The sequence below is a fragment of the Pseudomonas sp. BF-RE-22 genome, from assembly GCF_019956155.1.
GTDB lineage: Bacteria > Pseudomonadota > Gammaproteobacteria > Pseudomonadales > Pseudomonadaceae > Aquipseudomonas > Aquipseudomonas migulae.
Map to the genome: position 1 here is coordinate 12,412 of NZ_JAHBDD010000015.1, position 11,860 is coordinate 24,271.

An 11,860-nucleotide genomic window follows, 5' to 3' on the forward strand; every position below is an offset into this window, starting at 1 on the left:
CGATAAGGAAGACAACCGTCATGAGATGAGAGCTGGCGCAAGATACCCCGCATGCTATCTTGCGCCTCCTATAGTCAGTCCGACTCACGTTCCATGATTTCGATTTCCCGCACCCTGCGCCTGACGCTATACACCTTTGCTATCTTGGCCGGCGCTGTGATCGCCGCCACCCTGGCCATGCGCCACGCCGAGCGTCAGGCCCTAGTGGAAGATGCCGCCCGCGCCAATCTGCAACTGGGCCTGTACGCCACCTCCCTGCACACCCTGATCGAACGCTACCGCGCCCTGCCCGCCGTGCTGGCGCTGGACCCGGAGCTGCGTTCGGCGTTAAACGGGCCGGTAACGCCGGAACAGCAGGACGCGCTGAACCGCAAACTGGAAAAGATCAACGGTGCGGCCGAGTCCTCGACCCTGGAACTGCTCGATCACACCGGCCTCGCCGTGGCGGCGAGCAACTGGCGTTTGCCCAGCAGTTACGTCGGTCACAACTACGGCTTTCGCCCCTACTTCAGCCAGACCCGCACCCAAGGCACCGGGCGATTTTATGCGGTGGGCGTGACCAGCGGGATTCCCGGTTACTTCCTCTCCAGCGCCGTCACCGATGACGGCGGGAAGTTTCTCGGCGCCATGGTGGTGAAGCTCGAATTTCCCGAACTGGAGCGCGAATGGCGTCAGGGCAGCGACACGCTGCTGGTCAGCGATGCACGCGGGATCATCTTCATCGCCAATCAGCCGGGCTGGCGCTATCGCCAGTTGAAACCGCTGAGTGAAAGCGACCACGCCGAACTCAAGGCCACCCGCCAATACGACAAGCAACCGCTGACGCTGCTCGGCTATCAATCATTGCAGCGCTTTGACGACAACAGCGAACTGGCGCGGGTCGAAGGCCCGGACGGCAAAGCGGATTACCTGTGGGAATCCCTGCCGCTGACCGCCGAGGGCTGGACACTGCACTTGCTGCGTCGTCCGCAAGTGGCGTTCGAAGACAGTCGCAACGCCGCCCTCGCCGCTGCCGGGTTGTGGCTGACGCTGGTGTTTCTGTTGCTGTTCCTCAACCAGCGCTGGCGCCTGGCCAAGATGCGCCAGCGCAGTCGCGAAGAGCTCGAACAGTTAGTGGAAGAACGCACCCGCGACCTGCGCACGGCGCAGGACGGTCTGGTGCAATCGGCCAAACTGGCCGCCCTCGGCCAGATGTCGGCAGCGCTGGCCCATGAAATCAATCAACCGTTGACCGCCCAGCGCATGCAATTGGCGACGCTGCGGTTGCTGCTCGATCACGGCCGGGTCGACGACGCCTACAAGGCACTGAAACCGGTGGATGAAATGCTGACGCGCATGGCCGCCCTCACCGGCCACCTGAAAACCTTCGCCCGCAAAAGCCCCAGCGGCTTGCGCGAGCGCCTGGACCTGGCTTCAGTGGTGGACCAATCGTTGCAACTGCTCGACACGCGTCTGCGCGATGAACAGGTCAGCACCGTGCTGCACCTGACACGCCCGGCGTGGGTGCGCGGCGATGCGATTCGCCTGGAGCAGGTGCTGATCAATCTGCTGCGCAACGCCCTGGACGCGATGCAGGACAAACCCTGCAAACGCCTGGAAATCCGCCTCGAAGCCGACGAACAACTGTGGCGCCTGAGCGTCATCGACAACGGTGGCGGCATCGCCGAAGAAAATCTGCCGAAGGTCTTCGATCCGTTTTTCACCACCAAACCGGTGGGCGATGGCCTGGGCATCGGTCTGGCCGTATCCTTTGCCATCGTTCACGAATCGGGCGGACGCCTGAGCGCCGCTAATCACGACAACGGCGCGGTGTTCGCCCTCACCCTGCCCATCGATCCGGAGGCGCCTGGCGCATGCTGAATTCTGTGATGGTGGTCGACGACGAAAGCAGCATCCGCAGTGCCGTCGAACAATGGCTGAGCCTGTCGGGTTTCGAGGTGCAGTTGTTCAGCCGCGCCGATGAATGCCTGGCGCAGTTGCCCAAGCATTTCCCCGGGGTGATCCTCAGCGACGTGCGCATGCCCGGCATGACCGGGCTGGAACTGCTCGCCGAAGTGCAGCGCCGCGATGCCGATTTGCCGGTGATTCTGCTGACCGGCCACGGCGATGTGCCAATGGCGGTCGATGCGATGCGCGATGGCGCCTACGACTTTCTCGAAAAACCCTTCAGCCCGGAAACCCTGCTCGGCAGCCTGCGCCGTGCACTGGACAAGCGCCGACTGGTGCTGGAAAACCGCGCGTTGCACGAACAGGCCGATAACCGCGCCAAACTCGACGCGACCTTGCTCGGCGTGTCCCGTGGCTTGCAGACATTGCGTCGGCAAGTGCTGGATCTGGCGGCGTTGCCGGTAAACGTGTTGATTCGCGGTGAAACCGGCAGCGGCAAGGAGCTGGTCGCCCGTTGCCTGCACGACTTCGGTCCGCGTGCCGACAAGCCGTTTGTCGCGCTGAACTGTGCGGCGATTCCCGAGCAGTTGTTCGAAGCCGAGCTGTTCGGGCACGAGAGCGGCGCGTTCACCGGCGCTCAGGGCAAACGCATCGGCAAGCTCGAATACGCCGATGGCGGCACGCTGTTTCTCGATGAAATCGAAAGCATGCCGTTGGCCCAGCAGGTGAAATTGCTGCGGGTGTTGCAGGAGCAGAAGCTGGAGCGCTTGGGTTCCAATCAGAGCATTCGCGTGGATTTGCGCATCATCGCTGCGACCAAACCGGATTTGCTGGACGAGGCGCGGGCCGGGCGTTTTCGCGAGGATCTGGCCTATCGGCTGAACGTCGCCGAGTTGCGCTTGCCGCCGTTGCGTGATCGACGCGAAGACATTCCGTTGTTGTTCGAGTCGTTTGCGCACAAGGCTGCCGAGCGGTTGGGTCGCACGTTTGCGCCGCTGAGCGGCCCGCAGTTGAGCCATCTGCTGAGTCACGACTGGCCGGGCAATGTGCGCGAACTGGCGAACGTGGCCGAACGGCAAGTGCTGGGGCTGGAAGAGCCCACGCCTGCGGGCATCGATCCGGGGCAGTCGCTGGCAGCGCAGCAGGAAGCGTTCGAAGCGCATTGCCTGCGCGCGGCGTTGACGCGGCACAAGGGCGATGTGAAAGCGGTGCTTGAAGAGCTGCAACTGCCGCGCCGTACGTTCAATGAAAAGATGCAGCGGCATGGCTTGACCCGAGAGATGTTCCTCTAAAAGCCAACACAAACCCTGTAGGAGCGAGGCTTGCCCGCGAAGAAGTCAGCGCGGTCTACCTGAAACACCGCATTATCGTTCTTCGCGGGCGAGCCTCGCTCCTACAGGATCGCGAACATGCGCGGATTTTCGCTCGTTGCTTCGCAAACCATAAGCGGATTTCCGCTCATCCAAACCTCAACCCCCCTCTAAACCGGCCCTCCCCCCGTTGGCACAGCTCCTGCTATAGCCCCTGCAGGCTGCGTTTAAACGCGCTCCACAAAAACAATTAAACGAAGGATCCTTCAATGGATAACTCCAACGCCCTGCCCCTTGGGTCGGCTGCCGTGCCGGTCAAAGAAAGAACCACCGCCAGTCGTATCAAATCGATCTTCAGCGGTTCGGTCGGCAACATGGTCGAGTGGTACGACTGGTACGTCTATGCCGCCTTCTCCCTGTATTTCGCCAAAGCGTTTTTCCCCAAAGGCGACACCACCGCACAATTGCTGAATACCGCCGCGATCTTCGCCGTGGGCTTCCTGATGCGCCCGATCGGTGGCTGGCTGATGGGCCTCTACGCCGACAAGGCCGGGCGTAAACGCGCATTGATGGCCTCGGTGTACCTGATGTGCTTCGGCTCGCTGCTGATTGCCCTGAGCCCCGGTTATGAAACCATCGGCATCGGCGCGCCGATCCTGCTGGTGTTCGCCCGTCTGCTGCAAGGCCTGTCGGTCGGTGGCGAATACGGCACCTCGGCCACCTACCTCAGCGAAATGGCGACCAAGGAGCGTCGCGGTTTCTACTCCAGCTTCCAGTACGTGACCCTGATCTCTGGCCAGCTCATCGCGCTGGCGGTGCTGATCGTGTTGCAACAAGTGCTGACCACCGAAGAGCTGTACGCGTGGGGCTGGCGTATTCCGTTCGCCATCGGCGCGCTGTGTGCCGTGGTCGCGCTTTACCTGCGCCGTGGCATGGAAGAGACCGAGTCGTTCACCAAGGTCAAGAAAGAGAAAAAAGAAAGCGCCATGCGCACGCTGATGCGCCATCCCAAGGAACTGATGACCGTGGTCGGCCTGACCATGGGCGGCACCCTGGCGTTCTACACCTACACCACGTACATGCAGAAATACCTGGTGAACACCGTCGGCATGAGCATCTCCGACTCCACCACCATTTCCGCTGCCACGCTGTTCCTGTTCATGTGCCTGCAACCGATCATCGGCGGGCTCTCGGACAAGGTCGGTCGTCGGCCGATCCTGATTGCCTTCGGCATCCTCGGCACGCTGTTCACCGTGCCGATCCTCACCACCCTGCACACCATCCAGTCGTGGTGGGGCGCGTTCTTCCTGATCATGGCGGCGCTGATCATCGTCAGCGGCTACACCTCGATCAACGCCGTGGTGAAAGCCGAGCTGTTCCCAACCGAAATCCGCGCCCTGGGCGTTGGCCTGCCGTACGCCCTGACCGTGTCGATCTTCGGCGGCACCGCTGAATACATCGCGCTGTGGTTCAAGAGCATTGGCATGGAAACCGGTTACTACTGGTATGTCACCGCGTGTATTGCCGTGTCGTTGCTGGTGTACATCACCATGAAAGACACCCGCAAACATTCGCGGATCGAGACGGACTAAGCTCGTCAGCGCAACAAAAAAATGGGGCAGACCTTAGCGGGTCTGCCCCATTTTTTTGTTGAATAAACACAACCCCCTGTAGGAGCGAGGCTTGCCCGCGAAGGCGGTGTGCCAATCAACCACGATGTTGAATGTGAGGCCGCTTTCGCGGGCAAGCCTCGCTCCTACAGGGATAGAGTTCACTGGAAATAAGGTGGTCGTCCTTGCACTATGAACGCCACACCAACAGGAATTCCTTCATGCCCGACGACATCCACTACTACGAACCCGCCAACGGCCACGGTCTGCCGCATGACCCGTTCAATGCCATCGTCGGCCCGCGCCCCATCGGCTGGATTTCTTCGCAGGATGCCGACGGCCGCCTGAACCTGGCGCCCTACAGTTTCTTCAACGCGTTCAACTACATTCCACCGATCATTGGGTTTTCCAGCGTCGGACGCAAAGACAGCCTGAACAACATCGAGCAGACCGGCGAGTTCGCCTGGAACCTGGCAACCCGGCCGCTGGCCGAGCAGATGAACCAGAGCTGCGCGATGGTCGGGCCAGAGGTCAACGAGTTCGAGTTGTCCGGGCTGACGCCTGTGGCGTCGAAAATCATTCAGGTGCCACGGGTCGCCGAAAGCCCGGTGTCCTTCGAGTGCAAGGTCACGCAGATCATCCAGTTGCAGCGCGCCGACGGCAACGTGGTGCCGAGCTGGCTGATTCTCGGCGAAGTGGTCGCCGTGCACATCGCCAAATGGCTGTTGAAGGACGGGGTGTACGACACCGCCGCGGCAGAACCGATTCTGCGCGGTGGCGGACCAGCGGATTACTTTCAACTGGGCCCGGAGGCCTTGTTCAAGATGTTCCGCCCGGGAGCGGTCAGGTAATTACCAGATCAGCTCGCCGTCTTCGCCGACGCCCTTGAGGTGCGTCAGTTGCAGGGCGGCAGCTTCGTCCGCTTCTTTGGCGGTCTTGAACGTCTGGTCTTCCAGCAATTTGTTGAAGCGCGGTGCGCCCGAACCACCGATGGCTTTGGTGGCAATCGCCGCATAGTAACCGCCCTCGCGGGGCACTACGGCGGATACGGCTTCGAAGGTTTCAAAGGCTTTGCGTGCCATGTCGCGGATCCTGGCTGATTGAGAATGGCGTCATTAAACCCTCAACCCGCCAGTTTGTGTACCCGCGACCGGGACTGCCACTGCGCCTGGGCCGCCGACACGTCCTTGAAGGTATGGAAATCCAGGCTGTTGACCACCAGCTCTTGCACCAGCTCAGCAAAAATATCCATGGCCGGCGTGCTGAAATAGGCCGTCATGGCTTGCTGATGGGTCCAGAAACCGGACACCAGCCACAATTCCGGATCGCACTGCGAATGCTGCAGGGAAAAACTCAGGCAGCCAGGCGCGGTGCGCGACGGCTCGATCAAGGCGCTGAGGCGCGCACCGAGTTCCGCCGAACACCCGGCGCGGGCCCGGACGAAGGCCATATGACTGACGGGGATCTGCTTAGACATGTTCAACCCTCCCAGGTACTCGAGTGGCAGCCGTGGGACGGGCTGCGACAGGATCCAAGATTAAGCCCCTGCACGCCGCCCCGTTAGTCGATTCCTGCCGGCTTGTTGCACAATCCTGCGAGACTGCATTCGGTACCTGTAACAATGTGTGAATAGTGTCACAGGCCTGAAACACGAGGTTCGAGCAAGTTTTCTCTGCCATAGACTGCCTTGGCAGCACACCTCTTCAACCCCGTGCAGAATCAGGCAAGCTTTTCGCAGGATGTGTCTACCGCTGTGCCTTGCACAAATTTAAGCTCAGCTCATTCCCATTGCTTCGCCGAGGATGCCCTGCATGTCGTCGCTCGATCACTTTCAAGCCCCGCTGGACGCCGACATGGAGAAACAGCGCGCGGAACTGGCCGCCATCATCCGTCGCAATACGATGGAGGATGGCACTTATGCCACTGCCGTCTCCTCGCTGTTCATGGGCAAACACAGCCAGTCCCATGAATTTGCCCCGGTGCTGGCGCAACCGGCGTTGTGCATCATGGCGCAGGGGCGCAAAGAGGTCAGACTGGCCGACGAATACTTCAATTACGACCCGCTGAATTACCTGGTGGTGTCGGTCTCCATGCCCCTGAGCGGGCGGATAGTGAACGTCACCTCTGAAGAACCGATCCTCTCGGTGCGGCTGGACATTGATCCGGCGGAAATCACCGCGTTGATTGCCGACGCCGGTCCTTTGGGCGTGCCGACCCGCCCCACCGGTCGCGGTTTGTATGTCGAACGGATCGACACCGCGATGCTCGATGCCGTGTTGCGCCTGGCGCGATTGCTGGACACACCGAAAGACATCGCCATGCTCGCACCGTTGATTCGTCGGGAGATTCTCTATCGGTTGTTGCGCAGTCAGCAGGGCCATCGCTTGTATGAGATCGCGATTGCCAACAGCCAGAGCCACCGCATCAGCCAGGCGATCAAATGGCTCAACGGTAATTATGAGCAACCGCTGCGCATTGATGATCTAGCCAAGGAAGTGAATCTGAGCGTGTCGACCTTGCATCACCGCTTCAAGGCGATGACGGCGATGAGTCCGTTGCAGTATCAGAAGCAACTGCGCTTGCAGGAAGCGCGGCGGTTGATGCTGGCCGAAGGGCTGGAAGCGTCGGCGGCGGGGTATCGCGTCGGGTATGAAAGCCCGTCGCAGTTCAGCCGGGAGTACAGCCGGTTGTTCGGGGCGCCGCCGCTGCGGGATTTGGCGCGGTTGCGGTTGACGGTTTAGCCGAATTCAACCGCACATTTGTAGGAGCGAGCGGGCGGCGATCCGACTTGCCCGCGAAGGGATCACCGCGGTCATATCTGAATGACCGCGTTATCGTTCTTCGCGGGCAAGCCTCGCTCCTACAGGGGGTGCGCTTTTTACGCCCCGAGTACTCGGCAAGCCTCCGCCGGAAGGGTCACCGACACCGGGTTGCCAATGCTCAACCCGAACCCCTGGCACGGCGTGCTCAACGCGGTAAACGACACCCCGGAACACTCCACGGTCGTCTCGATCGTCGCGCCGATATCACGCACGAACGTCACGGTGCCCAACAAGCGATTCCCCGCCGTCGCCTGCGGATGCGACAGTTGCAGGTCCTCAGGACGGATCAGCATCTTGACCTTCTCCCCCGCCGCAATGCTCGTGCAGATCGGCACTTGCAGTGCATCGCCCCCCGGCAGGCTGACCTGGCCGTTACCCAGCGCGGTCGCCGGGAAGATGTTGCCCGAACCGATGAAGTCCGCGACAAACTCGTTGGCCGGATGACGATAGATCTCGATCGGCGTGCCCACTTGCTGCACGCGATGCTCACCCAGCACCACGACGATATCGGCCATGGTCATCGCCTCACGCTGGTCGTGGGTGACCATGATGGTGGTGATGTTCAGGCGTTGTTGCAGTTGACGGATTTCCACCTGCATCGACTCGCGCAGCTTGGCGTCCAGCGCCGACAGCGGTTCGTCCAGCAGGAGGATTTTCGGGTGGTTGGCAATCGCCCGGGCAATCGCCACACGCTGGCGTTGACCGCCAGACAGTTTCGCCACCGGGCGGTCAATCATTTCCTGCAACTGGATCAGTTCCAGCAATTCCACTACGCGCTTGTGCTGATCAGCCTTGCTGACCCCGCGCAATTTCAGCGGATAGGCGATGTTTTCCCCAACGGTCATGTGCGGAAACAGCGCCAACGATTGAAACACCATGCCGAAATTACGCAGATGCGCCGGGGTTTGGCCGATGTCTTCACCGTCCAGGCGAATCTCGCCGCCGGTCAGGGTTTCGAGGCCGGCAATCATCCGCAGCAAGGTGGTTTTACCGCAGCCCGAAGGGCCGAGGAAACACACCAGCTTGCCTTCCGGCAAATGCAGGTTCACATCCTTTACCGCGCAGGCCGAGCCGTAATGTTTCTCGACGTTTTCCAGAATCAGACCAGACATATGAATCACCTCAAGAATCAGAACGAAACGCCACCTTCACCGACCAGCTTCTCCAACGCCCAGATCAGGACGAAGTCGATCAGCACGATCAGCACGGCAAACGAAAATACGGTAGGGTCGAGCGACGACACGGTGCGGCTGTACATCCAGATCGGCACGGTCATCACGTCGATGGTGTAAAGGAAATAGGTCACGGTGAATTCGTTGAACGAGACGATGAACGCCAGCAGCATCCCCGCCAGAATCCCCGATTTCATCAGCGGCACCACCACATCGATGATCGCCCGCGTTGGCGAAGCACCGAGCATTTGCGCGGCCTCTTCGACTTCGCTGCCGATGGAGAGCATTGCCGCCGTGCAGTTTTTCACCACGAACGGCAGCGCCAGGATCACGTGGGCAATCACCAGCCGTGAGGTGGTCATCTGGAACGGCAGGCTGTCGAACACCAGCAGCAATGCCAGGCCCAATACCACCATCGGAAACACCAGCGGCAGCGACATCAGTTGCAGCGCCACCGCTTTGCCGCGGAACTCGCAACGGGTCAGCGCATAAGCCGCCGGCACCGCGATGATCGTGGCGAAGACCATGGTCAGGCACGACACCATCAGGCTGGTGGTCATGGCTTTGCCGAGGCTCAGCACATCACTCGCGTCCGGCGACACGAAGGTGTGCCAGGCGGCCTTGTACCATTGCAGGCTGTAGCTGCTCGGCGGGAAGTCGAGGTTCGACGAACCGCTGAACGACATGACGATCATGGTCAGGATCGGCAACACCGCCAGCAGCAAAATGAACCCCGAGAGGATGCCGGCAAACTTGCCGGTTTCGCCTGGCAGCAGCGAATAACGCTTCTTGATCACAGAGCTCATTGCGAAGCCTCCAGCATGCGCCGACGACGGCCAGTGATGTATTCGGACAAAGTCATGATCGCGAGCGTGGTGACAATCAGCACCACACCGGCAGCGGACGCGGCGGGCCAGTTCATCAGCGGGGCGATCTGGTCATGGACCATCACCGCCAGCATCGGCACGCGTCGGCCACCCAGCAGCAACGGCACCACGAAGCTGCTGGCGTTGTAAGCGAAAACCAGGGTCGCGCCGGTGATGATCCCCGGAAAACTCATCGGCAGAACCACCTGGCGGAACACCTGAAAGCGACTGGCGCCCAGCGTGGCGGCGGCCTCTTCGTAAGTGCGGGCGACGCCGCGCATGGCGCTGGCAATCGGCAGCACGGCCAACGGGAACGCGGTTTGCACCAGGCCCATCAGCACGCCGTTCTGGTTGTACAGCAGCATGATCGGGCGCTTGATCAGGCCCAGGCCCATCAGTGCCTGATTGAGCATGCCGCCCGGGCCGAGAATCACCAGCCAGCCGTAGCTTTGCAGCAGCAGGTTGACCAGCAATGGCAGCAGCACCGCAGCGAGGAAGATCCTGCGCACAAACGGCGACGTCAGGCGCGACATGGTGTAGGCCACCGGGATCGCCAGCACCACGGCGATCACTGCGCTGATCAGCGCCAGGCGCAAGGTCAGCAGCAAGGATTTGAGGTAATACGGTTCCAGCAATTGGGCGTAGCTGGCCAGGCTGAACCCGGTCCATTCCGCGCCTTTGGTGCCGACGCTCATGCGCAGCACCAGCAGGCTGGCGGCAATCAGCACGCCGAGAAACAGCATCGACGGCGTCAGAAAAAACCAGGCGCGGGTCGTCGGCGAAACACCCCGATTGGCGCGCACAGGAGCTGCATCGACCGGATGAGTCAGAGGTTGGTGTTCCATAGCAAGGGTCTCGTCAATGGAAAGCAGCTGGCAAACACAAGACCTCAGGCCACCCCGGCCCCTTGTAGGAGTGAGCCTGCTCGCGATAGCGGTGTATCAGTCGACATTAACGGTGAATGTCAGTCAGCTATCGCGAGCAGGCTCGCTCCCACAGGGGATCTTCAGTGATTGAAGAACCTGTGTTCGACACTCGATCAGGAAGAAAAGATTTCCGTGTAGCGACGAATCCATTGGTCATGCACGGAGGCCAGGAAGGCGTTGTCGTGCATGATCGCCTTCTCGGCGATCTGCTCCGGCGTGAGGATGTACGGGCTCTTGCGCGCTTCGGCGGAGATGATCGCCTTGGCGTTGACCGGGCCGTTGTAAATGTCCTCAGCCATCTTGCCCTGCACCAACGGGTCCAGAGAGTGGTTGATGAACGCGTAGGTCAGGTCGGTATCGCCTGGGCGGTTTTTCGGCATCACCGACAGCATCAGGTCGGTGTAGAAACCTTCTTTCATGCCGAACGTGGCGCCCAGGCCGTAGGCCGGATCGCGGATCTGTTTCGGGAAGAAGGCCGGTGCGTACAAGCCGCCCATGTCCAGGGAACCGGTGCGGAACAGCTCGGCGATCTGGTTCGGGTTTTCACCCAGGGTCACCACACGATCCTTCAGCTCGGCGAGTTTCTTGAAGCCGGGTTCGATGTTGTGTTCGTCACCACCGGCCAGTTTGGCGGCGATGATGATCAGGTCCATCGCTTCGGTCCAGTTCGGCGGCGGCAGGAAGATGTTCGGCGACAGCTCGGCGTCCCACAGGGCGGCGTAACTGTCCGGTGCTTCCTTGATGGTACGGGTGCTGTAGACCAGGCTGTTGCACCAGAGCAGGTAACCGATCCCGTGGCCATTGGCGCCGGTGCGGTATTTCTCCGGGACATCCACCAGGTTGGGGATGCGATTGAGGTCGGGTTTTTCCAGCAGGTTGGCGGCGGCCAGACCTTCGGCGCCAACGCCCGCCAGGGTGATGATGTCGTATTGCGGACGATCACCGCCGGCCTTGAGTTTGGCGACCATTTCCGAAGTACTGCCGGTGCGATCAGCGATGACCTTGCAGCCGTACTTGTCTTCGAACGTTGCGGCGATGTTGCGCAGTGCCGCCAGGCCTGTGTCATCGGACCAGGTCAGCAGGCGCAGGGTCTTGCCCTGGAAGCGCGTGTCGCTGGCATTGGCCTTGACGAAGGGCAAGCTCATGGCTGCCGCGGCAACCGAGGCCACGCCTACGGTTTTGATGAATTGACGTCTGTTCAGATCATGCTCGCCCATTACGGACTCCCTTTGTTTTTGTAGGTATAAGGCAGGTCGAAACTGTTGCA

Annotated in this window: 11 protein-coding genes; 5 read left to right on the forward strand and 6 right to left on the reverse strand. The window is 60.9% G+C overall.

The window, feature by feature from the left end:
* Positions 1–93: 93 nt before the first annotated feature.
* The 4 genes from KGA82_RS10250 (at position 94) to KGA82_RS10265 (ending at position 5,658) form a co-directional block, all read left to right on the forward strand.
* Positions 94–1,860: an ATP-binding protein gene (locus KGA82_RS10250; protein ID WP_223450276.1), complete on the forward strand. Its 1,767-nt coding sequence runs from the start codon at positions 94–96 to the stop codon at positions 1,858–1,860.
* Positions 1,854–3,179, forward strand: a complete 1,326-nt coding sequence (locus KGA82_RS10255) for a sigma-54-dependent transcriptional regulator (RefSeq protein WP_223450277.1) — start codon at positions 1,854–1,856, stop codon at positions 3,177–3,179. The genes KGA82_RS10250 and KGA82_RS10255 overlap by 7 nt, the downstream gene beginning before the upstream one ends.
* 287 nt (positions 3,180–3,466) lie before the next feature.
* Positions 3,467–4,789, forward strand: a complete 1,323-nt coding sequence (locus KGA82_RS10260; protein WP_008041981.1) for an MFS transporter — start codon at positions 3,467–3,469, stop codon at positions 4,787–4,789.
* A gap of 239 nt (positions 4,790–5,028) precedes the next feature.
* Complete coding sequence (locus KGA82_RS10265) at positions 5,029–5,658, forward strand: flavin reductase family protein (RefSeq protein ID WP_008041982.1); 630 nt, start codon at positions 5,029–5,031, stop codon at positions 5,656–5,658.
* Here KGA82_RS10265 and KGA82_RS10270 read toward each other — a convergent pair whose 3' ends face one another.
* Both KGA82_RS10270 and KGA82_RS10275 read right to left on the reverse strand, forming a co-directional pair.
* On the reverse strand, positions 5,659–5,889 hold the full coding sequence (locus KGA82_RS10270) for a hypothetical protein (protein WP_008034307.1): 231 nt from the start codon (positions 5,887–5,889) through the stop codon (positions 5,659–5,661).
* Between the two features lie 41 nt (positions 5,890–5,930).
* Complete coding sequence (locus KGA82_RS10275; RefSeq protein ID WP_008034309.1) at positions 5,931–6,284, reverse strand: putative quinol monooxygenase; 354 nt, start codon at positions 6,282–6,284, stop codon at positions 5,931–5,933.
* Between the two features lie 334 nt (positions 6,285–6,618).
* Between KGA82_RS10275 and KGA82_RS10280 the strand changes: the two genes are divergently transcribed.
* Complete coding sequence (locus tag KGA82_RS10280; protein WP_008034311.1) at positions 6,619–7,548, forward strand: AraC family transcriptional regulator; 930 nt, start codon at positions 6,619–6,621, stop codon at positions 7,546–7,548.
* A gap of 137 nt (positions 7,549–7,685) precedes the next feature.
* Here KGA82_RS10280 and KGA82_RS10285 read toward each other — a convergent pair whose 3' ends face one another.
* From KGA82_RS10285 to KGA82_RS10300, 4 genes are all read right to left on the reverse strand, one after another.
* Positions 7,686–8,741, reverse strand: coding sequence for an ABC transporter ATP-binding protein (locus KGA82_RS10285; RefSeq protein ID WP_008034313.1), 1,056 nt, complete (start codon positions 8,739–8,741; stop codon positions 7,686–7,688).
* Positions 8,742–8,758: 17 nt separating this feature from the next.
* Positions 8,759–9,607: an ABC transporter permease gene (locus tag KGA82_RS10290; RefSeq protein WP_223415988.1), complete on the reverse strand. Its 849-nt coding sequence runs from the start codon at positions 9,605–9,607 to the stop codon at positions 8,759–8,761.
* A complete protein-coding gene (locus KGA82_RS10295; protein ID WP_008034316.1) occupies positions 9,604–10,512 on the reverse strand; it encodes an ABC transporter permease in 909 nt (302 codons plus the stop codon). The genes KGA82_RS10290 and KGA82_RS10295 overlap by 4 nt, the downstream gene beginning before the upstream one ends.
* 194 nt (positions 10,513–10,706) lie before the next feature.
* Positions 10,707–11,810 carry an extracellular solute-binding protein gene (locus KGA82_RS10300; RefSeq protein WP_008034320.1) on the reverse strand — a complete coding sequence of 368 codons (1,104 nt, stop codon included), beginning with the start codon at positions 11,808–11,810 and terminating at the stop codon, positions 10,707–10,709.
* Positions 11,811–11,860 lie beyond the last annotated feature (50 nt).